The organism is Nocardioides caricicola (genome assembly GCF_039541135.1).
Taxonomy (GTDB): Bacteria; Actinomycetota; Actinomycetes; order Propionibacteriales; family Nocardioidaceae; genus Nocardioides; species Nocardioides caricicola.
This window is the reverse complement of record NZ_BAABFQ010000004.1, coordinates 109317-135292: the sequence shown is the minus strand read 5'-3', so window position 1 is coordinate 135292 and position 25976 is coordinate 109317. Positions and strand designations below refer to the sequence as shown.

27 protein-coding genes are annotated in these 25976 nt (G+C 72.1%); 14 read left to right on the top strand and 13 right to left on the bottom strand.

Features of this window, described 5'->3' with window-relative positions:
• Position 1: 1 nt before the first annotated feature.
• Positions 2 to 994 carry a sugar ABC transporter substrate-binding protein gene (locus tag ABD875_RS07770; RefSeq protein WP_345172988.1) on the bottom strand — a complete coding sequence of 331 codons (993 nt, stop codon included), beginning with the start codon at positions 992 to 994 and terminating at the stop codon, positions 2 to 4.
• 192 nt (positions 995 to 1186) lie between these two features.
• Here ABD875_RS07770 and ABD875_RS07765 point away from each other — a divergent pair, with 192 nt between their 5' ends.
• From ABD875_RS07765 to ABD875_RS07735, 7 genes are all read left to right on the top strand, one after another.
• The gene (locus tag ABD875_RS07765) at positions 1187 to 1477 is read left to right on the top strand and encodes a putative quinol monooxygenase (protein ID WP_345172986.1); all 291 of its coding nucleotides are present in this window, start codon (positions 1187 to 1189) and stop codon (positions 1475 to 1477) included.
• 3 nt (positions 1478 to 1480) lie between these two features.
• Positions 1481 to 2461 carry a fumarylacetoacetate hydrolase family protein gene (locus ABD875_RS07760; RefSeq protein WP_345172984.1) on the top strand — a complete coding sequence of 327 codons (981 nt, stop codon included), beginning with the start codon at positions 1481 to 1483 and terminating at the stop codon, positions 2459 to 2461.
• Entirely contained in the window at positions 2461 to 3804 is a 1344-nt protein-coding gene (locus ABD875_RS07755; protein WP_345172982.1) for an aldehyde dehydrogenase family protein, read from the top strand. Before ABD875_RS07760 ends, ABD875_RS07755 begins: the two co-directional genes overlap by 1 nt.
• Before the next feature lie 74 nt (positions 3805 to 3878).
• Positions 3879 to 4295 (top strand): VOC family protein, encoded by a 417-nt coding sequence (locus ABD875_RS07750; RefSeq protein ID WP_345172979.1) that lies wholly within the window; start codon positions 3879 to 3881, stop codon positions 4293 to 4295.
• Entirely contained in the window at positions 4292 to 5239 is a 948-nt protein-coding gene (locus ABD875_RS07745; protein ID WP_345172977.1) for a VOC family protein, read from the top strand. Before ABD875_RS07750 ends, ABD875_RS07745 begins: the two co-directional genes overlap by 4 nt.
• A complete protein-coding gene (locus ABD875_RS07740) occupies positions 5239 to 5967 on the top strand; it encodes an SDR family NAD(P)-dependent oxidoreductase (RefSeq protein WP_345172975.1) in 729 nt (242 codons plus the stop codon). The genes ABD875_RS07745 and ABD875_RS07740 overlap by 1 nt, the downstream gene beginning before the upstream one ends.
• Before the next feature lie 125 nt (positions 5968 to 6092).
• Positions 6093 to 6467 carry a glyoxalase superfamily protein gene (locus tag ABD875_RS07735; protein ID WP_345172973.1) on the top strand — a complete coding sequence of 125 codons (375 nt, stop codon included), beginning with the start codon at positions 6093 to 6095 and terminating at the stop codon, positions 6465 to 6467.
• Positions 6468 to 6471: 4 nt separating this feature from the next.
• On the opposite strand, the gene ABD875_RS07730 is transcribed toward ABD875_RS07735, so the two are convergent.
• The 5 genes from ABD875_RS07730 to ABD875_RS07710 all read right to left on the bottom strand — a co-directional run bounded on the left by ABD875_RS07730 (position 6472) and on the right by ABD875_RS07710 (position 10507).
• Complete coding sequence (locus ABD875_RS07730; protein ID WP_345172971.1) at positions 6472 to 6870, bottom strand: hypothetical protein; 399 nt, start codon at positions 6868 to 6870, stop codon at positions 6472 to 6474.
• A 44-nt stretch (positions 6871 to 6914) separates the two neighbouring features.
• Entirely contained in the window at positions 6915 to 8138 is a 1224-nt protein-coding gene (locus ABD875_RS07725; RefSeq protein ID WP_345172969.1) for a glycoside hydrolase family 1 protein, read from the bottom strand.
• Positions 8139 to 8204: 66 nt separating this feature from the next.
• Positions 8205 to 8852: a hypothetical protein gene (locus ABD875_RS07720; RefSeq protein WP_345172967.1), complete on the bottom strand. Its 648-nt coding sequence runs from the start codon at positions 8850 to 8852 to the stop codon at positions 8205 to 8207.
• An 8-nt stretch (positions 8853 to 8860) separates the two neighbouring features.
• Positions 8861 to 9400 carry a hypothetical protein gene (locus tag ABD875_RS07715; RefSeq protein ID WP_345172965.1) on the bottom strand — a complete coding sequence of 180 codons (540 nt, stop codon included), beginning with the start codon at positions 9398 to 9400 and terminating at the stop codon, positions 8861 to 8863.
• 78 nt (positions 9401 to 9478) lie between these two features.
• Complete coding sequence (locus ABD875_RS07710) at positions 9479 to 10507, bottom strand: LLM class flavin-dependent oxidoreductase (protein ID WP_345172963.1); 1029 nt, start codon at positions 10505 to 10507, stop codon at positions 9479 to 9481.
• 80 nt (positions 10508 to 10587) lie between these two features.
• On the opposite strand from ABD875_RS07710, the gene ABD875_RS07705 reads away from it, so the two are divergent.
• Positions 10588 to 11736: an alpha/beta hydrolase family protein gene (locus tag ABD875_RS07705; protein ID WP_345172960.1), complete on the top strand. Its 1149-nt coding sequence runs from the start codon at positions 10588 to 10590 to the stop codon at positions 11734 to 11736.
• A gap of 48 nt (positions 11737 to 11784) precedes the next feature.
• Here the strand turns inward: ABD875_RS07705 and ABD875_RS07700 are convergent, their stop codons facing one another.
• Positions 11785 to 13983 (bottom strand): family 78 glycoside hydrolase catalytic domain, encoded by a 2199-nt coding sequence (locus tag ABD875_RS07700; RefSeq protein ID WP_345172958.1) that lies wholly within the window; start codon positions 13981 to 13983, stop codon positions 11785 to 11787.
• Positions 13984 to 14155: 172 nt separating this feature from the next.
• On the opposite strand from ABD875_RS07700, the gene ABD875_RS07695 reads away from it, so the two are divergent.
• A complete protein-coding gene (locus ABD875_RS07695; RefSeq protein WP_345172956.1) occupies positions 14156 to 15997 on the top strand; it encodes a phosphoenolpyruvate carboxykinase (GTP) in 1842 nt (613 codons plus the stop codon).
• A 19-nt stretch (positions 15998 to 16016) separates the two neighbouring features.
• Positions 16017 to 17159, top strand: coding sequence for an SGNH/GDSL hydrolase family protein (locus ABD875_RS07690; RefSeq protein WP_345172953.1), 1143 nt, complete (start codon positions 16017 to 16019; stop codon positions 17157 to 17159).
• Here the strand turns inward: ABD875_RS07690 and ABD875_RS07685 are convergent.
• Positions 17156 to 17533 (bottom strand): DUF4267 domain-containing protein, encoded by a 378-nt coding sequence (locus tag ABD875_RS07685; protein WP_345172951.1) that lies wholly within the window; start codon positions 17531 to 17533, stop codon positions 17156 to 17158. The two genes, ABD875_RS07690 and ABD875_RS07685, sit on opposite strands and share 4 nt — an antisense overlap.
• A gap of 10 nt (positions 17534 to 17543) precedes the next feature.
• On the bottom strand, positions 17544 to 18281 hold the full coding sequence (locus tag ABD875_RS07680; protein ID WP_345172949.1) for a phosphatase PAP2 family protein: 738 nt from the start codon (positions 18279 to 18281) through the stop codon (positions 17544 to 17546).
• A 129-nt stretch (positions 18282 to 18410) separates the two neighbouring features.
• Between ABD875_RS07680 and ABD875_RS07675 the strand changes: the two genes are divergently transcribed.
• Together ABD875_RS07675 and ABD875_RS07670 are read left to right on the top strand one after the other, a co-directional pair.
• Entirely contained in the window at positions 18411 to 18986 is a 576-nt protein-coding gene (locus ABD875_RS07675) for a TetR/AcrR family transcriptional regulator (protein WP_345172947.1), read from the top strand.
• 1 nt (position 18987) lies between these two features.
• Positions 18988 to 19134, top strand: coding sequence for a hypothetical protein (locus ABD875_RS07670; protein WP_243058490.1), 147 nt, complete (start codon positions 18988 to 18990; stop codon positions 19132 to 19134).
• A gap of 6 nt (positions 19135 to 19140) precedes the next feature.
• Here the strand turns inward: ABD875_RS07670 and ABD875_RS07665 are convergent, their stop codons facing one another.
• The 3 genes from ABD875_RS07665 to ABD875_RS07655 all read right to left on the bottom strand — a co-directional run bounded on the left by ABD875_RS07665 (position 19141) and on the right by ABD875_RS07655 (position 23223).
• Entirely contained in the window at positions 19141 to 20151 is a 1011-nt protein-coding gene (locus ABD875_RS07665; RefSeq protein ID WP_345172944.1) for a LacI family DNA-binding transcriptional regulator, read from the bottom strand.
• Between the two features lie 35 nt (positions 20152 to 20186).
• Positions 20187 to 20399 (bottom strand): hypothetical protein, encoded by a 213-nt coding sequence (locus ABD875_RS07660; RefSeq protein WP_345172942.1) that lies wholly within the window; start codon positions 20397 to 20399, stop codon positions 20187 to 20189.
• Positions 20400 to 20472: 73 nt separating this feature from the next.
• Positions 20473 to 23223, bottom strand: coding sequence for an alpha-amylase family glycosyl hydrolase (locus ABD875_RS07655; protein ID WP_345172940.1), 2751 nt, complete (start codon positions 23221 to 23223; stop codon positions 20473 to 20475).
• 137 nt (positions 23224 to 23360) lie between these two features.
• Between ABD875_RS07655 and ABD875_RS07650 the strand changes: the two genes are divergently transcribed.
• Positions 23361 to 23927 (top strand): hypothetical protein, encoded by a 567-nt coding sequence (locus tag ABD875_RS07650; RefSeq protein WP_345172939.1) that lies wholly within the window; start codon positions 23361 to 23363, stop codon positions 23925 to 23927.
• A 39-nt stretch (positions 23928 to 23966) separates the two neighbouring features.
• On the opposite strand, the gene ABD875_RS07645 is transcribed toward ABD875_RS07650, so the two are convergent.
• Positions 23967 to 25139, bottom strand: coding sequence for an acyl-CoA dehydrogenase family protein (locus tag ABD875_RS07645; RefSeq protein ID WP_345172938.1), 1173 nt, complete (start codon positions 25137 to 25139; stop codon positions 23967 to 23969).
• A 72-nt stretch (positions 25140 to 25211) separates the two neighbouring features.
• On the opposite strand from ABD875_RS07645, the gene npdG reads away from it, so the two are divergent.
• Positions 25212 to 25889, top strand: coding sequence for an NADPH-dependent F420 reductase (npdG, locus tag ABD875_RS07640; RefSeq protein ID WP_345172937.1), 678 nt, complete (start codon positions 25212 to 25214; stop codon positions 25887 to 25889).
• The last annotated feature ends 87 nt before the right edge of the window (positions 25890 to 25976 follow it).

The following is a 25976-nucleotide window of genomic DNA, read 5'->3' as shown; positions in this document are numbered from 1 at the left end:
CTCAACCGTCTGCCTTGACGACTTCCTGCGGGGTGACGAGCTGGACGCCCTCGGCCTCCGGGTCCTCGAGCATCTCGGTCAGCTTGTCGACGTTCTGGGTCATGTCGGCGGCGAACTGCAGCGCGACGACGGCGTACAGGTCACCGCTCTCGACGGCGGCGAGCGTCTCCTCGTTGCCACCGGTCTCGGTGATGCAGGGGATGTCCTTGCCGGCGGCCTTGAACGCGCCGACGGCGCCGAGCGCGCCCTCGTCGTTCTGCGCGAAGACTGCGGTGATGTCCGGGTTGCCCTGCAGCGCGTTGCCGATGTCGGTCTGGGCGGCCTGGCGGTCGGTCACGGTGATCGTGGAGACGATCTCGGCGTCGGGAGCGGTGGCGGCGAGGGTCTCCTTGACCGCGCCCTCGTACTGCTCCTTGCCGGCGGTGCCGGGGGTCGACTCGGCGAACAGCACCTTGGCCTGGCCGTCGTACCGCTCGTTGATGCAGTTGCCGAGCTCGGTGCCGGCGGCCACGCCCTGGGCCTCGTAGTCGATGGTCGCGAAGGAGATGCCGGGCTGCATGCCGTCCATGCCATACGCCTCGGGCGTGCCGTTGACGACCATCGGGACGCCCTTCTCCTGCGCGATCGGCAGCAGGGAGGCGGCGGCCTCCGGCGCGACCATGATCGCCCAGACGGCGTCGGCCTTCCCGCTCTCGATCGCGGTCTGCAGGTCGGTGACCTGCTTCTGCGGGTCGAGGTTCGGGTCCTGGATCACGACCTCGTAGCCCTGCTCCTCGGCGTAGTGCTTCACGCCCTCGGAGAGCTGCTGCATCGCGGGGATCTTCAGCGCCAGCGGCGAGAAGACGAGGGTCTTGGTGTCGCCCGAACCCGAGTCGGAGTCACTGCCTGCGGCGGGCTGGGGGTCGCTGCTGCCGCAGGCGGCGAGCAGCGCGAGGCTGCCGACGGCCAGCGCGGCCAGTGCCGCCTTGCCCTGAGTGATGGAACGGGACGTCATGAGTTCTCCTGATCCTCGACGGCGGCTGCGGGCCGCCCTGTGTGGTCCGTCACAGGAAACCGTCGGTCCGCGGGATGCAGAACCCCGATCGGAGTGATGCCTGCCATAGCCGCCAGTGCTTTCCGCGGGCCCTCGACGCCGACCTAGCGTGATCGAGCCAACCCGCGATCACCCATGCACAGGAGAACCCCCATGGCCTTCGTCGTCAGCGCCGTCTGGACCGCCCAGCCCGGTCAGGAGGGCGTCGTGCTCGACGCGATCGAGAAGCTCGGCCCGCTGTCGCGGGAGGAGCCAGGGAACCGCTGCTACCAGGCGTTCCAGGACCCCGCCGAGCCGCTCGTGTTCCGCCTGTTCGAGATCTACGACGACCAGGCCGCGGCGGACGCGCACTGGGCATCGGACCACTTCAAGCAGTACGCGCTCGAGCAGGCCATCCCGGTCCTCGCCACCCGCGAGCGCGCCTTCTACGAGACGATCGGCTGACCCGTGCGTCTCGCCACCTTCCGTCGGCACAGCGACGAGCCGCACGTGCGGCAGGTCGGGCTCGTGCTCGGACAGGGTGACCACCTGCGGGTGCACCCGTTCGACGCCGGCTTCGACCTCGTCGAGCTGCTCGCCGAGTCGCCCGAGTGGCGGGACTCCCAGGCCGACGTCGCGGCGGCGAAGGACGGCCTGGCGCTGGACGACATCGTGCTGCTGCCGCCGGTGTACCCGGTCGCGATGCGCGACTTCCTCACCTTCGAGGCGCACGTCGACGGCATGGAGCGCGGGCACGGCAACCCCGGCCCGCCGGCTGAGTGGTACGACGCCCCCGTCTTCCTGTTCATGGCGCCGCACGCCGTGACCGGCCCGTACGACGACGTCGCGATGCCGCCGGACACCGAGCGGCTCGACTTCGAGCTGGAGATCGCCGCGATCGTCTGCCGCGACGTGCGCGACGTGACGCCGGAGCAGGCGCGGGCCGCGATCGGCGGCTACTGCGTGATGAACGACTGGTCGGCGCGCGACGTGCAGGGCAAGGAGATGCGGCTCAAGCTCGGCCCCTCGAAGGGCAAGGACTTCGCGACCACGATCGGCCCCTGGGTGGTGACCGCCGACGAGCTCGACGGCTGCCGTGACGAGGACGGGTTCCTCGACCTGGAGATGTCGGTGAAGGTCAACGACGAGCGGGTCGGCGGCGACCGGTCGGGCCATATGGGCTGGTCGTTCGAGCAGCTCGTCTCGCACGCCTCGCGCGCGTCATGGGTGAAGGCCGGCGAGGTGCTCGCGTCGGGCACCTGCTCCACGGGCTCGCTCGCCGAGGCCTGGGGCCGCACCGGCTCGCTGACCCCGCCGCCGCTGCAGGTCGGCGACGTCGTCGAGATGACCATCGAGCGGCTCGGCACGATCCGCAACACCGTCGTGGCGGGCGAGGAGCCGGTCGCCGCCGTCGCACCGGCCCGGCGCCGCGTGCGCGAGGAGGTCTGATGCCGGTCGTCACCCGCAACCCGGCGACCGGCGAGGTGCTCGCGACGTACGACGCCCATGACGAGGCGGGCGTCGAGGCGGCGCTCGCCGCGACGTACGCCGCCTCGCAGGCCTGGGCCGCGACGCCGCTCGACGACCGGCTCGCGCTGCTGCACGGGGTCGGGAAGCTGCTGACCGAGCGGCGCGAGGAGTACGCCGCGCTGATCACCGCCGAGATGGGCAAGCCGCTCGCGGAGTCGCTCGGCGAGGTCGACAAGTGCGCGTGGAACTGCGAGGTCGTCGCCGACCTCGCGCCCGGCTGGCTCGCCGACCACGAGGTCGCGTCGGGCGCGTCGCGGTCGTGGCTGTCGTACGAGCCGCTGGGCGTGGTGTTCGCGGTGATGCCGTGGAACTTCCCGTTCTGGCAGGTGCTCCGCTTCGCCTCGGCCGCGCTGGCGGCGGGGAACGCCGCGCTGCTCAAGCACAGCCCGGACGTCACCGGCTCGGCGCTGGCGATCGAGGAGCTGTTCGCCGATGCCGGTGCGCCAGCGGGGCTGTTCCGCTCGCTGGTCGTCGCGGCCGAGGACGTCGCCGAGGTGTCGCGCCGCATCGTCGAGGACCCGCGCGTCGCCGCCGTGACGCTGACCGGCAGCGAGCGCGCCGGGTCGGCCATCGCCGCCGTCGCCGGCGCCGCGATCAAGAAGACCGTGCTCGAGCTCGGCGGCTCGGACCCGTTCGTGGTGCTCGCCGACGCCGACCTCGAGGCCGCCGCGGCGACCGCGGTGAAGGCGCGCTTCACCAACACCGGCCAGAGCTGCGTGTGCGCGAAGCGGTTCATCGTCCACGAGGACGTCGCCGACGCGTTCGTCGAGCGGTTCGTCGACCACATGGCGCTGCTCGAGCCCGCGCCGATGGCGCGCGAGGACCTGCGCGACGGCATCCTGCGCCAGGTCTCCGAGACGGTGGCGCAGGGCGCGCGGCTGGTCGTCGGCGGCCGCGCGATCGACGCACCCGGCTGGTACGTCGAGCCGACGCTGCTCACCGACGTCGAGCCCGGGATGACGGCGTTCGACGAGGAGACGTTCGGCCCGGTCGCGACCATCACCCGCGCCCGCGACGACGACCACGCGGTCGAGCTCGCGAACGCCACGACGTTCGGCCTCGGCGCCTCGGTGTGGGGGTCGTCGGACCGCGCCCTCGCCGTCGGCCGGCGGATCCGCTCGGGCGCGCTGTTCGTCAACGCGATGGTCGCCTCCGACCCGCGGCTGCCGTTCGGCGGAATCGGCCGCTCGGGCTACGGCCGCGAGCTGTCGGCGGAGGGCGTCCGCGAGTTCACCAACGTGCGCACGGTGGTCGTCGCATGAACCACCCCACGAAGTCCTCGGACTCCTCCGCTGCGCTCCCCCGTCCGACGACTCCGCGGGGACCCCGGAAAAGCGTGAGGCTGGACCACGTCGGCCTCGCCGTCGCCGACCTCGACGCGATGACCGCCTGGTACTGCTCCGCGCTCGACCTCGCCGTCGAGTTCGAGTTCGCGGTCGACCCCGCGGACCTGCGCGGCTCGATGCTGCTCTCGGCCGAGGGCCACCGCGTCGAGCTGCTGCACCGCGCCGGGAACGTCGCCGGCCTGCAGGCCGCAAGCCCGGTCGACGCCGCGCTGACCCGGGGCTTCGGGCACCTCGCGTTCGACGTACCGGACGTGGACACGACGTACGACGCCCTCATCGCGGCCGGCGCGACCGACCGGATGTCGCCGCGGCCCTCGCCCGAGCCCGGCGTGCGGATGGCCTACGTGGCCGACCCCGAGGGCAACTTGATCGAGCTGCTGGACCGAACCAAGGGAGAGAAGTCATGAGCCACCTCAACGAGCACGGGATCACCCACCTGCGCCACGTCGACCTCGCGGTCACCGACTACGAGACGCAGCGCAGCTTCTACAAGGACACGTGGGGGCTGAGCGAGGTCGGCACCGACGGCAACCTGTCGTACCTCGCCGCCGAGGGCTCGCCGGAGCAGTACGTGATCCGGCTGCGCCAGGGCGACGAGAAGCGGCTCGACCTGATCTCGTTCGGCTCCGAGAGCGTCGAGACGGTGGACGCGCTCGCGGCCAAGCTCGGCTCGCAGGGCGTGCAGCTGGTCAGCGAGCCGGACAAGCTGCAGACCGCCGGTGGCGGCTACGGCTTCCGGTTCTTCGACATCGACGGGCGCACGATCGAGATCTCGACCGACGTCGAGACCCGGCAGCACCGCGCGATCGAGGAGGGCGAGGCGATCCCGGTCCGCATCTCGCACGCGGTGATGAACAGCAACGACCCCAACAAGACCCGCGACTTCTACGCGAACGTGCTCGGCTTCAAGCTGTCGGACACGCTCTGGGGCCAGCACATGGGCGAGATGATGCACTTCATGCGGTGCAACGACTGGCACCACAGCCTGGCGATCGCCCGCGGCCCGCACACGTCGGTGCACCACGTGTCGTTCGAGATGCGCGGCCTCGACGAGTACATGCGCGGCACCGGCCGCGTGATGCGCGCCGGCGTCAAGAAGATCTGGGGCCCCGGTCGGCACAACGCCGGCAACAACACGTTCACGTACTTCCTCGACCCGTCCGGGAACACGATGGAGTACACGACCGAGCTCGAGAAGATCGAGACCGACGAGTGGCACCCGTCGATCTACGACATCGCCGACCCGATGACCCAGGACGTGTGGGGCACCGCGGACCCGATGTCGGAGATCATCGCCCGCGACTCGTTCAACGACCCGGACCGCGGGGTGTTCGTGGCCCCGCCGGTCTGATGGACCTGACGGGCAAGGTCGTCGTCGTCACGGGCGCTGCCCGCGGGCAGGGCGCGGCCGAGGTCTCGGCGCTGCGGGCTGCCGGGGCGACGGTCGTGGCCACCGACGTGCTGCCCTTCGACGGCCGGCACCTCGACGTCACGTCGGCGGAGGAGTGGGCCGCGCTCGCCGCGTCGCTGGGCGAGGAGCACGGCGAGGTGCACGCGCTGGTCAACAACGCCGGTGTGGCCGCGCGCGAGCGGCTGCCGGACGTGTCGCTGGACGCGTGGCAGCAGACGTTCGACATCAACGTCACCGGCCCGATGCTCGGCATCCAGGCGCTCGTGCCGCTGATGCCGCCGGGGTCGTCGATCGTGAACATCTGCTCGGTCGCGGCCGTCTCCGGCCACGCGGCGGCGGCGTACACCGCCTCGAAGTGGGCGCTGCGCGGGCTCACCCGCTCGGCGGCCCTCGAGCTCGGCTCGACCCGGGGCATCCGGGTGAACGCCGTGATGCCCGGCCTGGTCGACACCCCGCTGATGGAGACGGCGCCGGACGCGTTCTTCGATGCGGCGCTGGCCGAGATCCCGCTCGGTCGCGTCGGCCGTCCCGCGGACATCGCGCCCACCGTGGTGTTCCTCTGCTCCGACGACTCGTCGTACTACAACGGCGCCGAGCTGGTGGTCGACGGTGGTCTCACCGCGCACGTGTCGCACAAGCGGATCGCGGACGCGACCCGGCGCCGTTGACCGTCGAGTGACGCGAAATGGCCCTGAATCGGCCGGAATCACGGCCAGTTCGCGTCACTCGACGGTCAATCGGTCGTCCGGGATTGAGGTCAGGAACTGACCTGAGCGGCTCCTAGCGTGGAGCCATGGACTTCAGGATCGAACTCATCCCGCTGGCCGTGACCGACGTCGAGCGGGCCAAGGACTTCTACGGAACGACGCTCGGCTGGAGCGTCGACCACGACCAGGTGGTCACACCGGAGCTGCGGTTCGTGCAGGTGACGCCGCCGGGCTCGGCCTGCTCGATCTGCTTCGGAGTCGGCCTCGACATGATGCCGACCGGCTCCTCGCAGTTCATCCAGGTCGTCGTCGACGACGCCGACGCGGCGCTCGCCGACCTCCGCGAGCGCGGCGTGGAGTGCGAGGGCGTCGAGGACCTCGCCTGGGGCCGGTTCGTCTACTTCGCCGACCCCGACGGCAACCGGTGGGCGCTGCAGCAGATCGTCCGGCCCGCCGCCTGATGGCTCAGCTGTCGGTGGAGCAGTAGCTGGCGTCGTAGCCCGGCGTGCCGGGCTGGCAGAAGGACTCGCTCGCCCGCCAGGTCGTGCCGACCATGACCAGTGGCGAGACGACCAAGAGGGCCGCGCCGCCGACGACGAACGTGGCCGCGCGGCCGCTGCTGGCGCCGAGGACCAGGACGACGACACCGGCTGCGGCCAGGATCCACTGGACGACCCCGCCGGCGTTGATCCACCGCTCTGTCGTGGCGCACGGCGGGCACCCGGTCTCGGTGCAGCTGTAGTTGTTCGTGCAGTCGGTCATCATCCCGAACCCGACCGCGAACCATCCGAGGCTGCCGAGCAGCACGCAGAGGGCGATGGCGACGGAGACCAGGACGACGCCGAGGACGCAGGGGATGCGCATGACGACGACCCTGGCCCCGAACGCGGTCGTCCGCCTGAGCACTCCTACTCAGAACGGAAGGTCTTCACCAGCGCGGCGTAGACCCCGGCGCTCGGCTTGGGTGTGCGCTCGAAGGTCTCCCGGTCGACCTCGTGGAGGCCGAGCTGGTGCTGGTAGCCGAAGACCCACTCGAAGTTGTCCAGCAGCGTCCAGTGGATGTAGCCGAGCACCGGCACGCCCTCGTCCATGACGCCCTGCAGGCCGACCAACGAGGGCTCGATGAACGCCGCGCGCTCGGAGTCGTCGTGGGTGCTGATGCCGTGCTCGGTGACCAGGATCGGCACGCCTGCGACGGAGTGCGCGTAGCGGACCGCCCCGGCCAGCGACAGCGGCTCGATCGCGGTGCCCATCTGGTTGACGGGGACGCCGGCGGCGGGCGGTACCTGCCCGGCGCCGTCGTACGGCACCTGCTCGTAGTTCTGCACGCCGAGGAAGTCGTCGCCGCGGGCGAGCTCCAGCCAGCGCTGGTAGCACTCCGCGCGCTTGCGGTCGCGCACGGACGCGTCGTCGCCGTCGACCACGTCGTCCATGACCGCCAGCGACAGCCCGACCGGAAGGTCCGGCCGGCGCGCCTTGATCGCGGCCCGGGCGAGCACGTGCCCGGCCTCGAGCCCGTCCTCCATCGCCTCGAGCTCCTCGGGGAGCACGACGTTCGCGAGCCGGTACGCCGGCACCCCGGCCGCGACCGAGCACGCGTCGAGGGTCGCCCGCTCGACCTCGCGCACGAAGTCGGGGAGGTTCAGCCACGACAGCACGTGCGGCAGGTTCGGCTCGTTGAGCGTGACGACGTACGCGATCCGGTCGCCGAAGCGGTCCATGAGCTTGTCGCAGTAGCGCGCGAAGAGCGCGGGCGCCTCGGGGTTCAACCACGAGCCGCGGGCCGCGAACCAGTGCGGCGCGGTGAAGTGGTTGAACGTCACGACCGGCGCGAGTCCCTGCGCCACGCACTCGTCGACCATCGCCTCGTAGCGGTCGAGCGCCGCGTCGTCCCAGGTGCCCTCGGTCGGCTCGACCCGGGCCCACTCCACGGAGAAGCGGTACGCCGTCAGCCCCATCGCGACGACCAGGCCGATGTCCTCGCGCCAGCGGTTCCAGCTGTCGCACGCCGTACCGGACGGCTCCTGGAACACCGAGGGCTTCACCTGCTCGGCGAACCACGTGTCGCTGGTCGTGTTGTCGCCCTCGATCTGGTGGCCGGCGCCGGCAGCGCCCCACAGGAACTCGCTCATGCGACCAGGGAACGTGAGACGGCGGTCACCCGGAAGGGCGACATCGCCGATACCTCACATCACTCCTCAGCTGTTCTTGCGCTGTTGCTTCTTCGCGTCGGCGAGGTCACGGAGACGAGCGGCGTCGGCGCGTGCCTCGGCCGCGGCCTTCTTGGTCTCGCGCGCCTGGTCGAGCTCCGACTTCGCCTCAGCCTGCGCGGTCCGCTTCTTCGCCTCGGCGGCGGACGTCGCGGCCCTCTTGCGCTGCTCGGCCACGGTGGCCCGGCTCGAGGCCTTCTGGTTCGCGGCCGCCTTCTTCGTGGCGGCGGTCTTGGTCGCGCGAGCCTTCGCCTGCTGCTTCTTGCGGGCCTCGGCGACGTCGGCCTCCTCGAGCCCGGACGCCGCCCGGCGCTGCGCGGCGGTGCGCTTGCGGGTCGCCGCGCGACTGCCCGACCTGGCGGTCGCGCGAGCCTCCTCGCGGCGTACGGCGGCATCCTGCTCCAGACGCGCGGCGGTCGCGAGCTTCTCGGAGCGGTCGAGCCGGTCCGCGCCTCGAGCGACGATGTCGTCGTTCCGCAGGATCGAGCCGGCGATCTTGTCGGCGGTGCCGATGACCCGGTCCAGGCCGAGCCGGACGGGAGCGTCGTCCGCGAGCCGGGGAGAAACGTTGGCGTCGACGACGACCAGCGGCAGGCGGGCGACCTGGTAGGGGAGAGCGATGAGCGTGCGGATCATGGTGGTCCTCACTGTGCGATCTGGTCGCGCAGCTGCGCGGCCTGCTGGTCCTTGGCGGCGGCCTCGCGCTGGAGGCGGGCCGCCTCCTCGGTGGTCTGCTGCTGGGTGCGGTCGGCGTCCTTCTCGAGCGCCTCGGCCTCGCGGAGGCGCTGCTCGGCCAGCGCGTCGGCCTCGCGCTCGGCGGCGGCGAGTCCCGCGGCCTCCTGGCGGTCGGCGGCCTCGGCTGCCTCGGCGTGCTCGGCGGCGCGCTGCTGCTCGGCGACCGACTTCTCACGGGCGGCCTGGGCCTGCGCGGCGTCCTCGCGCTGGGCAGCCTCCTGGCTGGCCTCGCGCATCTCCGCGGCGGCCTCGGCGCGCTTCGCGTCGGCCACGGCGTCGTCGGCCACGGCCTGCTTGCGGTTGCGGGCCTCGGCCTGCTGCAGCTGGCCCTCCTCGACGAGGTCGTCCTTGCCGGTGACCGCGCCGACGACCTCCTTGGCCTTGCCGGCGACGCTGCCGAGCAAGCCGTCGCGAGCCTGGGCAGCCTTGTCCGTGCTGTCGTTGGTCATGCCTACTCGGTGCCCGATCCGGCTGGGCCCAGACGGATCGGGCACTGTGACCCGTGCCTCGTCGGGCGTGAGGCCGCCTCAGACGTCGGCGACGAGCGGGGCGACCTCCGTGCCGAGCAGCTCGATCCCGCGGAGCAGGTCGTCGTGGGCGAGACGCGGGTTCGTCATCTGCAGCGAGAGCCGGTCGACGCCGCCGAGCTGCTCGGAGACCCGGCGGATCTTGTCGGCGACCGTCTGCGGGTCGCCCATGAAGAACGCACCGTTCGGGCCGGAGGTGGCGTCGAACTGCTGCCGGGTGGGCGCCGCGAAGCCGCGCTCGCGGGAGACCTTGGTGAACATCTCGTGCCAGCCGGGGTAGATCGTGTCGGAGGCGACCTGGGTGCTCTCGGCGACGAAGCCGAAGACGTGCAGGCCGACCTTGAGCTGCTCCGGGGCGTGCCCGGCCTCCGCGCCGGCGCGCCGGTAGAGGTCGACGAGCGGGGCGAACTGCCGCGGCTCACCGCCGATGATCGCGACCATGAGCGGCAGCCCGAGCCACCCGGCCCGCGCGAACGACTCCGGCGTACCGCCCACCCCGACCCAGATCGGGAGCGGGTCCTGGACCGGGCGGGGGTACACGCGCTGGCGGACCAGCGGCGGCCGGTGCTGGCCGGACCAGGTGACCTCGACCTGGTCGCGGATCTGCAGGAGGAGCTCGAGCTTCTCAGTGAAGAGCGAGTCGTAGTCGGCGAGGTCGAGGCCGAACAGCGGGAACGCCTCGGTGAAGGACCCGCGCCCGACGACCAGGTCGATCCGGCCCTTCGAGATCAGGTCCAGGGTCGCGAACTGCTGGAACAGGCGCACCGGGTCGACCGCGCTGAGCACCGCGACGGCGCTGCCGAGCCGGATCCGCTCGGTCCGGGCGGCGGCCGCCGCGAGGATCACCGGCGGTGCGGAGTCGTAGTACTCGCTGCGGTGGTGCTCGCCGATCCCGAACGAGTAGAGCCCGCTGCGGTCGGCGAGCTCGATCTCCTCGAGCAGGTGCTCCATCCGCTCGACGGGGCCGACCACGTGCCCGGTCGCCGGGTCGGTGACGGTCGAGACGAAGCTGTCCACTCCCAGGTGCATGAGGCGACGCTAGCCGCAGATACCTCGCATCACGACGGCGCGGGTTCCGCGGCCTGGTGACGACCGGCACAGTCGGTGCCATGTTCGAGTACTTCACCGGCCCCAAGTACGTCTGGAACCTCGGCGTCTGCGCCACGCTCAACAACGGCGGCGCCATCGACGAGGTGGACCGGGCCTGCCGGCCCGCGCGCGACGCGGCCGACGTGGACTCGGGCAGTCGGATCTTCATGCAGTCGTGGAAGGCCGTCGCCGACCAGGTCGCCGACCAGGCGCGCGAGTCCGAGGCCAAGGGCCACCGGCGTACGGCGGGGCAGCAGTGGTACCGCTCCGGCCTCTACATCTGCCAGGCCGAGCGGATGCTGAGCAACACCGACCCGGGGCGCCGCGAGTTCTACCAGCAGGCGCTGGACGCGTTCGCGAAGGTCTTCGAGATCGCCGACCCCGCGACCACGCGCGTCGAGATCCCGTTCGAGGGCACCACGCTGCCGGCGTACTTCTCCAACGCCAGCAAGGACGGCGAGCCGGTCCCGACCGTGATCATGTGGAACGGCCTGGACTCCACCAAGGAGCACATGTACACCTCCGGCTGGGCGCAGGAGATGCGCGAGCGCGGCGTCTCGGTGCTGATGATCGACAACCCCGGCTCCGGCGAGGCGCTGCGGTTCCAGGACCTCAAGTCCCGCATCGAGTCCGAGGAGTGGGCGAAGGCGCAGGTCGACTGGCTCGAGGCGCGCACCGACGTCGACAGCGACCGGATCGGCCTGGTCGGCTGGTCGCTCGGCGGCTACTACGTGCCGCGCGCCGCGGCGTTCGAGAAGCGGATCAAGCTCATCGCCGTCTGGGGTGCCAACCACAACTGGGGCGAGGTGCAGAAGAAGCGCCTGCAGCGCGAGGGCGAGAACCCGGTCCCGCACTACTGGGAGCACGTGCTGTGGGTGTGGGGCTTCGACGACGTCGAGAAGTTCATCGAGTACGCCGAGGGCGTCAACCTCAACGGCGTCGTCGAGAAGATCACGGTGCCGTTCCTCATCGCGCACGGCGCCAACGACCGGCAGATCTCGGTCGACTACGCCCACCAGTCCTACGACCAGGCGGTCAACAGCCCGAAGCGCGAGCTGCGGATCTTCACCGTCGAGGAGGGCGCTGCCGAGCACGTCGGCCTCGACCACATGCCGCACATCAACGCGTACGTCGCCGACTGGGTCGAGGACACGCTCGCCGAGCTGTGAATGCGGGTGGTGGTTTCGAGGCTCGCTTCGCTCGCACCTCAACCACCGTCACAACTCGCGCTCGGTCCCGTCCGGCAGCGACACCACGCCGGTCACGCCGGGCGGCAGCGTCACGTCGACGTCCAGGTCACCGTCGGTGAGCTCCCAGCGCACCGACACCGTGCCGTGCCGGGTCTCGAGCGTCGAGGCCGCCCAGGTCAGGCCGCCACCGGGCCGCGGGGCGACGAGCACGCGCCCGTAGCCGGGCTCGAGCGGCGCGATCCCCGCCACCGTCCGGTGCATCCAGTCCGCGACGGCACCGAGCGCGTAGTGGTTGAAGCTGGTCATCTCGCCGGGGTTGATCGAGCCGTCGGGCAGCATCGAGTCCCACCGCTCCCACACGGTCGTCGCGCCCATCGTCACGGCGTACAGCCACGACGGGCACGCGCGCTGCATCAGCAGGCCGTAGGCGTCGTCGACGTGACCGGTGCGCGCCAGCGCCTCGCAGATGTACGGCGTGCCCGCGAAGCCGGTCGAGATCCGGTGCCCGCTCGCGGCCACCAGGTCGGCCAGGCGCTTGCCGGCGAGCGCCTCGGTGTCGGGGTCCAGCAGGCCGAAGACGATCGCGAGCGTGTAGACCGTCGTGCAGTCGGAGTGCACGGTGCCGTCCGCGCCGACGTACGCCGCGTTGAACGCCGCCCGGGTGCGCTCGGCGATCCCGCGGAACTCCGCGTCGTCGCGGCCGAGGGCCACCGCCGCGTCAGCGAGCATCCGCGCCGAGCGGTAGCGGCAGGCGGTCGCGACCACGGCCGGGTCGGCCTTGGCGTTCCACGGCTGGTCCGGCGGCGCGTCGGGGTCGAGCCAGTCGCCGAACTGGAAGCCGCCATCCCACAGGTCGTTCGCCGACGACAGCGCCTCGACCCGGCGCACGTGCCCGGCCATCGAGTCCCACTGCCGCTCGAGCACGGCCGGGTCGCCGTACGCCTGGTACAGCGCCCACGGCACCCAGACCGCGGCGTCGCCCCAGATCGCGGCGGTGTCCGGCTCGGGCATGCCGGGAGGCGGTGGCACCTTCTTGAGGACGTCGGGCACGCAGAACGGCACCTTGTCGTCCGCGTGCCGCTGCTCGATGGCGAGGTCGACGAGCCAGTCGGCGAGGAACGACTCGACGTCGTAGAGGTACGCCGCCGACGGGGCGAACACCGCCAGGTCGCCGGTCCAGCCGAGCCGCTCGTTGCGCTGCGGGCAGTCGGTCGGGACGTCGAGGAAGTTGCCGCGCAGGCCCCAGACGACGTTGCGGTGCAGCTGCTCCAGCTCCGGGTCGGAGCACGCGAACGTGCCGGTGCGCCGCAGGTCCGAGTGGACGACGACCGCCTCCAGCGCCGCGGGGTCGAGCGGCCCGCTGACCTCGACGTACCGGAAGCCGTGGAACGTGAGCGTCGGCTCGAAGAAGTCGTCGCCACCACTGAGGATGAAGCGGTCGGTGGCCTGCGCGTCGCGCAGCGGCCGGACCCCGAGCTCGCCGTCCTCCAGCACCTCGGCGTGCCGGACCCGGACCTCGCTCCCGCGCGGGCCGCGGGCCGTGAACCGCACCCAGCCGACGAGGTTCTGGCCGAAGTCCACCAGCGTCCGCCCGGACGGCGACGCCCACACCCGCTGGGGGCGGAGCACCTCGTGGCGCACGACCGGTGGTCCGACGTACGGCGCCAGCGTGCTCGTGTCGAACGGAAGCCTGCGCACGGGGTAGAACTGCGACTCGACCCCGACGTTCGCGTACGTCTCGCGGCGCCGGGCGTCGATCGTCTGGCCGTCGTAGAGGTCGTCGGCGAGGGTGTCCGAGGGCCCGGCCTCCCAGGACTCGTCGGTGCCGACGACCTGGCGGTGCCCGTCCTCGAAGGTGATCTCGAGCTGCGCGACCAGGCCGAGCCGGTCGCCGTACAGCGCCCGCCCGCCCTGGAACCCCAGGCGGCCTCGGAACCAGCCGTTGCCGACCGTCGCGGTGATCTCGGTGCGGTCGTGCAGCAGGGCGGTGACGTCGTGGGTGCGGTAGCGCAGCCGCCACTCGTACGAGCTCCACCCGGGCGACAGCACGTCCGGGCCCGCCGGCACACCGCCGACGAGGACCTCGTGCACCCCGAGGCTGCTGACGTGCAGCAGTGCCTGGGCCACCGCGCCGTGGCCCGTGTCGAGGTCGACCGTGCGGCGGAACATCGGGGCGGTCAGGTCGACCGCCGGCGTCACCATCGAGGCGGTCCACGTCACAGTCATGCGGTCACGCTAGGAGCGTGACCGGCGCTCCGGAACGGCGTTGCTGGTGATGGGAGGCATCGGCCCCGGGCGTGGTCGCCGAAGTGACCTAGGTCCCTACCCCGGGTCGTCGGGACCGGGCAGGGTGGGTACGGTGCCGCAACGGACGGGATTGACCGAAAGGCGTGCAGTCATGGTCGATGTGGAGAAGGTTCTCGACGAGGCAGGGTTGAAGAACCCCCGGGTGCGTGAGTACGTCGCGCACTGGGCGGCGATCACCGAGCCGGACCGGATCGAGGTCGTCAGCGCAGCGGACGACGCGCGCCTGGTGCAGGAGGCACTGGACGCCGGCGAGCTGCAGCCCGCGGGCGAGGGCCTCGACTACTCACGCAGCTACCACAAGGACACCGCGCGCTCGGAGGAGCGCACGATCGTCGCGACCAACAACCCGCAGGACCGGGGCGTCTACAACAACTGGCGGCCGGCGTCGGAGATGAAGCCGATGCTCGTCGAGCGGATGCGCGGCGCCTCGCGCGGCAAGACGATGTACGTGATCCCGTACCTCATGGCGCCTCCCGGCTCGCCGCTCGAGCCGTTCGCCGCCGGGGTCGAGCTCACCGACACCCGCACCGTCGTGCTGCACATGATCCGGATGTCGCGCGTGGGCGCGGAGTACGTCGACGCCCTCGCCGACCCCGACACCTTCGTGCGCGCCGTGCACGTCACCGGCGACCTGCCGAACCTCGGCCAGGGCACGCCCGACGACCAGCGCTACTTCGTCACCGTCGCCGACGAGCGGACGATCCTGCACTACGGCTCGTCGTACGGCGGCAACGCGCTGCTCGGCAAGATCGCGCACGGCCTGCGCCAGGCCTGCTACGACGGCTGGGCGTCCGGCGGCTTCCTCGCCGAGCAGTTCATGCTGCTCGGGATCATCGACAAGGAGACCGGCAAGCGCTACCACGTGTGCGGCGGCTTCCCGAGCGCCTCCGGCAAGACCAACCTCGCGATGACGCTGGCACCGGACGCGCTCGGTGACCGCTACCGCGTCGAGTTCTACGGCGACGACATCGCCTGGCTGTGGGTGAACCCCGACGACGGCCGCGTCTACGGCATGAACCCGGAGTTCGGCGTCTTCGGCGTCGCCAAGGACACCAACGAGCTGACGAACCCGACCGCGCTGGACTCGATCCAGCCGGGCAGCGGCGCGATCTTCACCAACGTCGCCTACAACGACCAGACCGAGGAGGTCTGGTGGGAGGGCAAGACCAAGGAGCCGCCCGCCGACCTGACCGGCTGGCGGGACTGGAAGGGCGAGCTGATCTCGGAGCGCGAGCCCGGCGACACGTCGCCGTGGGCGCACCCGAACAGCCGGTTCACCACGACGCTGGCGAACGTCCCGAACGTCGCCGCGAACTTCGAGGACCCCGCCGGCGTCCCGATCGACGCGATCATCTTCGGCGGCCGCACCAGCGACCGCGAGCCGCTGGTCCGCGCGATCCGCGACCTCGCCGAGGGCGTGTACGACGGCCTGACGCTCGGCGCCGAGGCGACGTTCGCCGCCGAGGGCGTCGACGGCCAGCTGCGCTACGACCCGATGTCGATGCGGCCGTTCATGGCCTACTCCGAGGGCGAGTACGCCGCGCACTGGCTGCGGATCATCGGTCAGGCGACCGAGCAGCCGATCTTCGCGCACGTGAACTGGTTCCAGCGCGACCCCGAGGACGGTCACTTCCGCTGGCCCGGCTACCGCGAGAACCTGCGCGCGCTGCTGTGGCTGTGCGAGCTCAAGGACGGCTTGGTCACCGGGCGCGAGACGCCGGTCGGTGTGCTCCCGACCCAGGACGAGCTGCACCTCGACGGGCTCGAGATCGACCAGGCCGACCTGGACGTGATCCTCACGATCGACACCGAGCGGTGGCGCCAGGAGATGGGCTTCCGCGAGGCGCACCTCAAGCAGTTCGACAACCTGCCCGAGGAGATCTGGGAGGCGCACCGCCGGGTGGCGCAGGCTTTGGACGACGACCGTCCGTAGGGGGTGTTACCGTCCGGCCATGCGCTGGACTCGGCCGCTCGCCGCACTCGCCCTGACCCCTGTCGTCACGTCCCTGCTGGCGGTCGCGCCCGCCGCCGCGGCGCCGGCCCCGGCGGACTCGGCGCCGGAGACGCTGGGCCGGTACGTCGCGTTCGGTGACTCGTTCGTCTCGGGACCGGGCATCACCCCCAAGCGGGCAGGCGACTGCGAGCGCAGCACCCGAAACTTCCCGTCGCTGGTCGCGGCGGCGGTGCCGGTCTCCGGGTTCACCGACGCCAGCTGCGGCGGTGCCCGGATCGGCGACCTGTGGGCCGCGCAGCGCGACAACCCGCCGCAGCTCGACGCGCTCACCCCGGACACCGGCCTGGTCACGTTCGGCACGCTCGGCGGCAACGACGTCGGGCTGGTCGGTCGCGCCGCCGGCTGCCTGGCCAGCGACTGCACCGGGACGCCGGACGACGAGTACCACCAGTCGATCGACGCCACCCTGCCCCGGCTCGTCGAGGGCATCCAGGAGACGAAGCGCCGCGCGCCCGATGCGGTGATCGCGGTCATCGGCTACGGCACCTACCTCCCGCCGGGCGGCTGCCCGGACAACCCGGCCCTGTCCGCGTTCTCCCCGGCCGAGGCCGACTACATCCAGGGCCTGATCGACCACCTCTCCGACGTGCTGGAGCAGGCCGCCGAGGCCGAGGAGGTGCTCTTCGTCGACATGCGCGAGATCCCGGGCTCCCTCGACCACACCGTCTGCGCCGCGCCGGACCAGCAGTGGATCCGGGCGCTCGACACCTACGGGGACGGTGCTCCGCTGCACCCGTCCGCAGCCGGCCACGAGGCGATGGCCGGCCAGGTCCTGGAGGTGCTCGCGTACGCTCCGACGGAGCCCCCGGTCGCCATCGGCCCGGTGCGGGTCGGTGCGACCTGCGCCGCCGGCGACCTCCGGGTGCGGGTCCGCGCCGGCGATGCCCCGGTCACGAAGGTCGTCTTCCGGCTCGGGAACCACCGCCTCGGCGTCGACCGCCGGGCGCCCTGGGTGCTCGAGCGCCGAGCCGCAGGTCTTGCCGGCCACCGCGGTCGCCTCACGGCGCAGGTCACCCTGCGCTCGGACGAGCAGTCGTTGACGCTGCGGCGCGCGGTCCCGCGCCCCGCCTGCCTGCGCTAGCGGCGCGGGCGGAGCGCTCCCCAGAGCCCGACGCCGATGCCGACCGCCGCGCCGCCCAGGCCGATCGCCTTCTGCGACCCGGTCATCTGGTCGTGCACGGCCATCCCGCCGAGCAGGTCCGCGGCGTCGGCGCCGCCGGAGGCGAGGAACCAGCGCCGGGTGTCGCGGCCGCGCAGCGAGGTGACGACGAGCGCGCCGCCGATCAGCGCGTCGCGGTAGCCCATCGAGCGCAGCAGCAGCCGCGTGGTCGGGACCGGGTCCTCGTCCTTGTCGCCCCAGAGCTGGTTCGCCTTCACCGGCGAGACCAGGAAGGAGACACCCGACGCGAGGCGGATCGATCCGGCGACGAGGCCGGCCCTGTCGACACGAGGCATGCCTCGGAGACTAGGGCCTCACCCGCGGTCGGGTCAGCCACAGCGCGCCGAGCACGAGCACGGACCCGGCCAGCCCGTCGAGCCAGTAGTGGTTCGCCGTGCTCACGACGACGAACAGCGTGGCCAGCGGGTGCAGCAGCCACAGCCAGCGCCACGGGGTACGGCTGGCGGCGATCAGGACGACCGCGATGAGCAGCGCCCAGCCGACGTGCAGGCTCGGCATCGCGGCATACTCGTTCGACATGCTGCCGAGCACCGGCGCGTGGTAGATCGATATCCCGCCGGCGTGCCCGGTGTCGACCATGCCGAGCGAGCTCAGCAGTCGCGGCGGCGTGACCGGGACGAGCACGTGGAAGACCAGCGCGGCGCCGGTCGCGGCGAGCAGCGCCCGCTTCGCCCAGTGGTAGGCCGGGCGCCGGTAGCGGTACAGCCACACCAGCACCGCGATGGTCAGCGGGAAGTGGACCGACACGTAGTAGCGGTTCGCGAGGTCGATGAGCCAGTCGTGGCCGAGCGCCCAGACCTGCAGCGAGGCCTCCGTGGGCAGGTGCAGCCAGCGCTGGGCGTCGAGGATGAGGTCCGCGTGGGCGTCGGCCTGGCCGAGGTCCTGCGCGGCCAGCATCCGGCCGAGGTTGTAGAGGAGGAAGGCGCCCAGGACCTGGGCGAGCTCCCGCGCCACGTCCACGCCGACGGTACGGCGCGACGCGCTGGCCTCCACCGTGGTGGGCGCGACCGTGCTCACCGCCATGTCCGTCGTACATCCTCTCGCGAAAACTTACATCTGTAAGATAGCCGGGGATCGAGAGATCCCCACATCGGGGTCCGACCCGGATCGCGGGCCGAACTCATCGGTTGAACTCACGGGGGAGGAGGGGCGATGGCGGCGCCAGATACCACCGACTCACGGATCACGCGGAGCCGCGCGCAGCTCGTCGACGCGTTGCGGGTGCTGCTCGAGACCCGCGACCCCGAGGACATCACGGTCTCGGCGCTGTGCGCCGCGGCCGGCGTGAGCAGACCGACCTTCTACCAGCACTTCGCGAGCGTGGACGACGTCGCGGTCGCCGGGGTCGAGCGCCGCTTCGTGCAGCTGCGCGACGAGCTCGCCGACGGCCCGGACCTGTCCCACCGCCTCGTCACCCGCTTCCTGGAGGAGCTCGATGCGGAGCGCGCGACCTGGCGGCGCACGATCGGGGCCTGCTCGGGGTTCGCGGGCTCGCGCGACGCGGTCGAGAACTGGTTCGCCGACCGGCTCGCCGAGCGCACCCCGGCCGCCGGCCCCACCGCGGTCCGGTACGCCGCCGCCGGGTTCCTCGGGGTCGTCCGCGCCTGGCTGCGCGAGGAGGACGGCCCGCAGCGGCGCTCGGCCGACCGGCTCGCGATCGACCTCACCGAGGTGTCGGCCCGGGTGCTCGGCCCGGTGCCCGGGCCGGGCGGAGGCCTAGGCTGCTGACATGAAGACGCGATTGAGCTGCCCCTGCGGCGAGGTGATCAAGGGCCAGGACGAGGACGAGCTGGTCGAGCTGACCCAGCAGCACCTCGCGGAGGCGCACCCGGGCATGTCCTACGGCCGCGACGAGATCCTCTTCATCGCCACCTGACCGGGCTCAGCCGGCGGGCGGTGCCGTGCTCTCGCGCACGACCAGCTCGGTCGGGAGCATCACCTGCTCCGGCTGGCCGCCGCCCATCACGGCCGCGATCGTGCTGACCGCCGCGCGGCCCTTGGCGGCGACGTTCTGGCGCACCGTCGTCAGCGGCGGCCGGCTGCTCGCGGCCAGCCTGCTGTCGTCGAACCCGACGACCGAGACGTCGGCCGGGACCTGCAGGCCCAGCGACTCCGCCGCGCGGATCGTCGCGAACGCGAAGGCGTCGGAGAAGCAGACCACGGCCGTCGGCCGGTCCGGTCCGGCGAGCAGCTCGCGGGCGGCGTCGTACGCCGCGGTCGGGGGCTGGTAGGGCGTCCGGACGACGACCGGCTCGACGCCGGCCGGGTCGAACGCGTCGCGCCAGCCGAGCATCCGCTCGCGAGCGGGGTAGTTGAGCGGCTCGGGGTCGGTCTCGAGGGTGACGATCCCGATCCGGCGGTGGCCGAGGTCGAGGACGTGCTGCGCGGCGAGCCGGGCGCCGCCGCGGTCGTCGACGTTCACCGATGCGGTGCCCTCGCGCAGGTTGTGGTCCACCACGACCATCGGGAGGTTGCGGCGCTCGAGCCAGCCGAGGTCGGGGGCGGTCGGGTCGCAGATGTAGACGAGCACGCCGTCGACGGCCACGTCGCGGGCGGGCACGAAGGCCGGGTCGGACGACGACGGCATCACGGTGAGCGCCATGCCGCGGCCGGCCAGCTCGTCGGACACCGAGGCGAGGAAGGCCGCGGAGACGGCGTCCTCGAACGCCTCGCTCAGGCTGCCGTTGATCAGCAGGCCGACCGAGCCGGTGCGCCCGCGCGCCAGCGCCCGGGCGGCCGGGTCCGGCCCGACGTACCCGAGCTCGTCGGCGGCGGCCAGGATCCGGGCCCGCAGGTCGGCCGAGAGCTGGTCGGGGCGCGAGAACGCGTTCGACACCGTCATCCGGCTGACGCCGACGCGGTCGGCGATCGACTGGAGAGTCACCTTGGCCATAGGTGACCCAGTATCGGTCACCCGCGAAATCGTGCTCACGCCCGGCTCGGACGGCAGGTCTCGGCCGGCCGGGGCTCCATCCATCGGGCGAGGGCGTGCAGGGCGGCCGCGGACCGCAGCCGGGTGCCGGCCAGGCGGGGTGCCCGCGGCTCGGGGTCGGGGACGACGGGGGCGTCGGGGCGGGCGCTGCCCGCGGTGGCGCGAGCCGCGCGGACGGCCAGGTTGGCGGCGATGGGGTCGAGAGTCATGGCTCCTCCTTCGGTCTCTTGACCGGTACAGTAGCCGTGCCTTCTTTATCGGTCAAGTGACCGGTAAAGAACCCTATCCTGCCGGCGCCACCGAGGGCTCGCGCGTCGTCGGGTCCCACGTGAAGACGTAGCTGCCGCCGCCCTCGGGGACGACCAGCGTCAGGTTGCCGCCGCCGGCCGCCCCGCCGGCGCCGTAGTTGACCGTCCAGGAGTCGTCGATCGCGACCTTCCAGTCGTAGCTCCCGGCCGGCAGCGTGAACGTGGCGTGCCACAGGCCGTCCGCGGTGTCGAAGGCCAGGTGGGTGGCGGCGCAGCCGGGCTGCCAGTCCTCCGGGCAGCCGAGCTCGCTCTGCAGGCTGCCGGCCACGGTCACCGAGTCGACGCTGGGCTCCGGGGCGGACACCGTGACCTTCACCGGGTCGCTCACGACCCGCGGCGACCCGGGCTCGGACAGGATCGCCCGGTAGCGCACCGTCGTGCCGCGCTCGAGGTCGGACACGTCGTCGACGACGGTGTACGCCGGCGCCGAGGAGTCCGTGCCGAGGTCGGTCCACGCTCCGCCGGCGACCGACCGCTGGAAGCGGACGACCTGCCGCGGACCCTCCGGGTCGACCGACGCCGCGACCGTGACCGGGTAGACGTCGCCGACCCGTCCGTCGGACGCGGGGGAGGTGATGCGGACCGCGGTCTGCGGCACCCGGACCCCCAACGGGGACGTGCCGCGGGTGTGCCCGGCGTTGTCGAGCACCGCGGCGCGGTACTGCACCTTCGTGCCCGCGGGTCGCCCGGGGTCGTCGTAGACCTTGTAGGGCGCCGTGTCGTCGACACCGATGGTCCGCCACCCGCCGGATCCGGTCCGGCGCTGGAAGGTCACCTCGTAGAACGAGGAGCCGCGGACGTTCGCCCGGACCGCGATGCGGCCCTGGGAGATGCCCCCGGTCGTGACCCCGAGCCGGACCTGCGGCGCCCGCTTCGACGCGGGGATCCGGGTCTCCGACTCGTAGACGACGGCGGACAGCCCGGGCACCAGCACATCCAGCTCGCGCCGGACGTTGGTGGTCAGCGTGGCCGGACCCTCGCCGTAGCGCTTCACGAAGGTGCCCCGCGGGACCCACGTCCGGATGTCGGCCGACGCCGCCTCGGTGCTGTTGTTCAGCACCACGACGTACTCGCGCTGCTGCCGGCGGTCGATCCGGGAGAACGCGAACAGCCCCGGACCGTCGGAGGCGTGGCGGACCTGCTGGGCGCCGTCGGCCAGGGCCGGGTGCTCGGCCCGCAGCGCCGCGAGGTCGGCGATCGACGCGTACAACGGGTGGTCGGTGACGAAGTTGTCGTCGGCGCCGGTGTTGTCGGTGCCGATCTGGTCGCCGGTGCGGTACTCCTCGACCTGGCTGGCGAACATCGTCTGCCGCGCCGACTGGTCGCCACCGAGCCCGGCGAAGCCCTGCTCGTCGCCGTAGTAGACGACCGGGTTGCCGCGCGAGAAGTACATGAGCTCGTGGGCAAGCCGGTCGCGGGCGAGCAGCTCGGCGTCGTCGGCGGACGGGTTGTCGGTCTTCAGGAAGTAGCCGATCCGGCCCATGTCGTGGTTGCCCAGGAACGTCGGCAGCGAGTACGCGTTGGAGTCGCGGTCGGTGTAGACGTCGTCGTTGGCGAAGAACTTCGCGAGCCGCCGGGTGGTCTCGCCCTTCGACGCGAAGTCGCGGGCGGCGGCCTGGAACGGGAAGTCGAGGATCGCCTGCATCCGGTTGCGGGTCGTGTACTGCGCGGTGAACTGCTTCGCGGCCAGGTCGCTGCCGTCGAGCGCCACCTCGCCGAACATGAAGAAGTCGGAGTTGCCGTCGGCGGCCGCGATCTGCTGCATGCGCGGGCCGAACTCCTGCCAGAACGCGTCGTCGACGTGCTTCATGGTGTCGATGCGGAACCCGTCGATGTCGAAGTCCTCGACCCAGGTGCGGTAGATGTCGACCATTCCGTCGACCACCTCGGGCTTCTCGGTGAAGAGGTCGTCGAGGCCGAAGAAGTCGCCGTACTGGCTGTCCTCGCCGGTGAAGGTCGTGTTGCCGCGGTTGTGGTAGTTCGTGACGTCGTTGAGCCAGGCCGGGACCTTGAGGTCCTCCTCGCCGGCGTCGAGCTCGGGGACGTAGGGGAACGACGTCGCCGGGTCGAGCTCGGGGAACTCCTCGGTGCCGGCGAAGTCGCGGTCGTCGAAGGGGTCGCCGGAGGCGTCGCGGTACGGCACCGCGTCCTTCGAGACGTACGCCGTGCGGGCACCCTCCTCGTAGCCGATCACGTCGGCGGTGTGGTTGGTGATGATGTCGAAGAACACCTTCATCCCGCGCTCGTGCGCGGCGTCGACCAGGTCGGCGAGGTCCTGGTTGGTGCCGAGGTGCGGGTCGATCTGGGTGAAGTCGGTGATCCAGTAGCCGTGGTAGCCCGCCGAGGGGCCGTCCTCGAGCTGGACCGGCTTGTTCTTGAAGATCGGGGTCAGCCAGATGGCGTCGGTGCCGAGGCCCTCGATGTAGTCGAGCCGGGAGCGCAGCCCGTCGAGGTCGCCGCCGTTGTAGAAGCCCTTGGCGGTGGGGTCGAAGCCGGTGGTGTCGCGGTCGCCGGTGAGCCCGCCGGTGTCGTTGGCGGGGTCGCCGTTCTCGAACCGGTCGCCCATCACGAAGTAGAAGTTCTGGTCGGTGAGCCCGGGGCGCGGGGCGTGCCGGGCGTAGTCACCGTCGAGGTCCGGTGCCGCCGAGGCGGGTGGGGCGGCGAGGCCCAGCGCGACGGCGATGGCGACGGCGAGGGGCGCGGCGAGGGCGAGACGACGATGCATGGAGACTCCCGAGGGTGACCTGGATCACAGCTGGCAGCAACCTAGGCGGCGCCACCGACACAGGCAAGGACGTTTGGCCGCGGGCATTGCGGGCACGGGGCGGATGGAGGGAGCACACCCGACACGAGGAGCTCCAGATGAAGCACCGCACCGCCTTGGCCGTCGCTGCGACCGTCGCCCTCTGCGCCGGGGGCGTGCTGACCGCGGCCCCACCCGCGAGCGCGACCGGTGGGCACGACGGCGACGACGGGTACGACGTCGTCATCCCGCTCAGCGAGCGCGCCAGCAAGCAGCTGCGCGACGGGCAGAACCGGATCGCCGCGATCGGCAAGGCCGACGCCTGGACGCACGACGGCCAGGTCGTGCTGAGCTTCCCCGTCGCCGGGGGCGACCACCGCCGCGGCGGCGACGGAGACCGGGCGATGGCCCTGCGCGGCGGGGTCGCCTACACCGGCGCCGGCCCGAACATCACCTGGGAGCGCCTGAAGGTGAAGGACAACGGCGTGATCACCGCGAAGCTGCGCGACGGCTCGCGGGCGGCGATCCTCCGGGTCTCGGGCAAGCGGCACCACGACCGCGGCGGCGACCACGGCGACTACGCCCTCGTGCTCACCTCGGTGGGCGCGGCGTCGCTGAACAACGCCGCGAAGGGCGCGCCGTTCTCGGCGGGCGACGTGTTCGCCGGCGGCGACGACTGCCGCTGACCGACCTCCCGCGACCGGGCCAGCGCAGCGGCTGCTCGATCAGTCGGTGGCGCGGGACAGCGTGCCCGCGCCACCGCGGTCGAGGGAACGCCCGATCACCATCCGCTGGATCTGGTTGGTGCCCTCGAAGATCTGCATCACCTTGGCCTCACGCATGTAGCGCTCCACCGGGAAGTCACGCGTGTAGCCGTACCCGCCGAGCACCTGGACGGCATCGGTGGTCACCTTCATCGCGTTGTCGGTCGCGACCAGCTTCGCGATCGACGCCTCCCGGCTGAACGGCAGGCCCTGGTCCTTCAGCCGCGCCGCGTGCAGCAGAGTCGCGCGCGCTGACTGCACGGCCGCCTCCATGTCGGCCAGCACGAACGCCAGGCCCTGGTGGTCGATGATCCGCTCGCCGAACGTCTCCCGGTGCTGGGCGTACGCGACGGCGTGGTCGAGCGCGCCCTGCGCGAGCCCGGTGGCGACCGCGGCGATGCCCAGCCGGCCCGAGTCCAGCCCGGCGAGCGCGATCTTGAGGCCGTCGCCCTCGGCGCCCAGCAGGCGGTCGGCCGGGACGCGGACGTCGTCGAAGCGCATGGTCGCGGTCGCCGAGCCGGTGAGCCCCATCTTCTGCTCCGGCGGGTCGGCGAACAGCCCGTCGGAGCCGGCGTCCACCAGGAAGCAGGAGATGTCGCCGCGGCCGTCGCCGGTGCGCGCCATCACCTTGTAGAAGTCGGCGTGCCCGCCGTGGGTGGTCCACGCCTTGGCGCCGGTGATGACGTACTCGTCGCCGTCGCGGCGGGCGCGGGTCGTCATCGCCGCCGGGTCGGAGCCGGCGTGCGGCTCGGAGAGGCAGTAGGCGCCCAGCAGCTCGCCGCCGAGCATGTCCGGCAGCCACCGCTCCTTCTGCTCCTCGGTCCCGGCGGTCACCAGGCCGAAGCAGCTCAGCGCGTGCACGGAGACGCCGACGCCGACGCTCGCCCAGATCGCGCCGATCTCCTCGAGCACCTGGAGGTAGACCTCGTACGGCAGCCCGCCGCCGCCGTACTGCTCCGGGTAGGGCAGCCCCAGCAGCCCGGCGCGGCCCAGGGTCCGGAAGGCGTCGCGGGGGAAGGTCTCGGTGCGCTCCGCACCGGCGACCTCGGGGCCGAGCTCGTTGGTGGCGAGGTCACGGACCAGGGCGATCAGGTCGACGGCCTCTTCGGACGGCAGCAGGCGCGATGCGGGCATGGCTCCAGTGTGGCGGGTGCCACGTGGTGGGCACCTCCCGGGCCGGGGCCTCCGGCTGAGAGAGTGACCGGCATGACGAACCTCCCCGAGTCGCTCGCAGGCAAGACCGTCGCCGTCCTGGGTGGCACCGGCCCGCAGGGCCGCGGCCTGGCGCGGCGCTTCGCCGCCGCCGGTGTGCCGGTCGTGATCGGCAGCCGCAGCGCCGAGCGCGCGGGCGAGACCGCGAGCACCCTCGCGGAGGCCACCGGCGGCACCGTGACCGGGGCCGACAACGCGGGTGCGGCGGCGGCCGGCGACATCGTCGTGGTCGCAGTGCCGTGGGAGGGCCACGGCGAGCTGCTCGCCGAGCTCGCTCCCGCCCTCGCGGGCAAGGTCGTCGTCGACTGCGTGAACCCGCTCGGCTTCGACAAGCAGGGCGCCTACGCGCTGCCGGTCGAGGAGGGCTCGGCCGCGCAGCAGGCGCAGGCGATCCTCGCCGACAGCACGGTGGTCGGTGCCTTCCACAACGTCAGCGCGGTCCTGCTCGAGGACCCCGAGGTCGCGTCGGTCGACACCGACGTGCTCGTGCTCGGTGACGTCCGCGAGGCCACCGACCTGGTGCAGGACCTCTGCGCCACGATCCCCGGCGTCCGCGGTGTGTACGGCGGCCGGCTGCGCAACGCCCACCAGGTCGAGGCGCTGACCGCGAACCTGATCAGCGTGAACCGCCGCTACAAGGCGCACGCGGGGGTCCGGGTCACCGACATCTGAGGGTCGTGTGCGGGAGATCACCCTGCCTGAACGGCCTGACACCTTAAATTCGGTCGGGATCTGCCCGATAGGACGGTAAGATCTTCG

Coding starts and splice junctions, on each gene's coding strand:
- ABD875_RS07770 (WP_345172988.1), bottom strand. CDS start 994: ATGACGTCCCGTTCCATCACTCAGGGCAAGGCGGCACTGGCCGCGCTG.
- ABD875_RS07765 (WP_345172986.1), top strand. CDS start 1,187: ATGGCCTTCGTCGTCAGCGCCGTCTGGACCGCCCAGCCCGGTCAGGAG.
- ABD875_RS07755 (WP_345172982.1), top strand. CDS start 2,461: ATGCCGGTCGTCACCCGCAACCCGGCGACCGGCGAGGTGCTCGCGACG.
- ABD875_RS07745 (WP_345172977.1), top strand. CDS start 4,292: ATGAGCCACCTCAACGAGCACGGGATCACCCACCTGCGCCACGTCGAC.
- ABD875_RS07740 (WP_345172975.1), top strand. CDS start 5,239: ATGGACCTGACGGGCAAGGTCGTCGTCGTCACGGGCGCTGCCCGCGGG.
- ABD875_RS07735 (WP_345172973.1), top strand. CDS start 6,093: ATGGACTTCAGGATCGAACTCATCCCGCTGGCCGTGACCGACGTCGAG.
- ABD875_RS07730 (WP_345172971.1), bottom strand. CDS start 6,870: ATGCGCATCCCCTGCGTCCTCGGCGTCGTCCTGGTCTCCGTCGCCATC.
- ABD875_RS07725 (WP_345172969.1), bottom strand. CDS start 8,138: ATGAGCGAGTTCCTGTGGGGCGCTGCCGGCGCCGGCCACCAGATCGAG.
- ABD875_RS07720 (WP_345172967.1), bottom strand. CDS start 8,852: ATGATCCGCACGCTCATCGCTCTCCCCTACCAGGTCGCCCGCCTGCCG.
- ABD875_RS07715 (WP_345172965.1), bottom strand. CDS start 9,400: ATGACCAACGACAGCACGGACAAGGCTGCCCAGGCTCGCGACGGCTTG.
- ABD875_RS07710 (WP_345172963.1), bottom strand. CDS start 10,507: ATGCACCTGGGAGTGGACAGCTTCGTCTCGACCGTCACCGACCCGGCG.
- ABD875_RS07705 (WP_345172960.1), top strand. CDS start 10,588: ATGTTCGAGTACTTCACCGGCCCCAAGTACGTCTGGAACCTCGGCGTC.
- ABD875_RS07700 (WP_345172958.1), bottom strand. CDS start 13,983: ATGACTGTGACGTGGACCGCCTCGATGGTGACGCCGGCGGTCGACCTG.
- ABD875_RS07695 (WP_345172956.1), top strand. CDS start 14,156: ATGGTCGATGTGGAGAAGGTTCTCGACGAGGCAGGGTTGAAGAACCCC.
- ABD875_RS07690 (WP_345172953.1), top strand. CDS start 16,017: ATGCGCTGGACTCGGCCGCTCGCCGCACTCGCCCTGACCCCTGTCGTC.
- ABD875_RS07685 (WP_345172951.1), bottom strand. CDS start 17,533: ATGCCTCGTGTCGACAGGGCCGGCCTCGTCGCCGGATCGATCCGCCTC.
- ABD875_RS07680 (WP_345172949.1), bottom strand. CDS start 18,281: ATGGCGGTGAGCACGGTCGCGCCCACCACGGTGGAGGCCAGCGCGTCG.
- ABD875_RS07675 (WP_345172947.1), top strand. CDS start 18,411: ATGGCGGCGCCAGATACCACCGACTCACGGATCACGCGGAGCCGCGCG.
- ABD875_RS07670 (WP_243058490.1), top strand. CDS start 18,988: ATGAAGACGCGATTGAGCTGCCCCTGCGGCGAGGTGATCAAGGGCCAG.
- ABD875_RS07665 (WP_345172944.1), bottom strand. CDS start 20,151: ATGGCCAAGGTGACTCTCCAGTCGATCGCCGACCGCGTCGGCGTCAGC.
- ABD875_RS07660 (WP_345172942.1), bottom strand. CDS start 20,399: ATGACTCTCGACCCCATCGCCGCCAACCTGGCCGTCCGCGCGGCTCGC.
- ABD875_RS07655 (WP_345172940.1), bottom strand. CDS start 23,223: ATGCATCGTCGTCTCGCCCTCGCCGCGCCCCTCGCCGTCGCCATCGCC.
- ABD875_RS07650 (WP_345172939.1), top strand. CDS start 23,361: ATGAAGCACCGCACCGCCTTGGCCGTCGCTGCGACCGTCGCCCTCTGC.
- ABD875_RS07645 (WP_345172938.1), bottom strand. CDS start 25,139: ATGCCCGCATCGCGCCTGCTGCCGTCCGAAGAGGCCGTCGACCTGATC.
- npdG (WP_345172937.1), top strand. CDS start 25,212: ATGACGAACCTCCCCGAGTCGCTCGCAGGCAAGACCGTCGCCGTCCTG.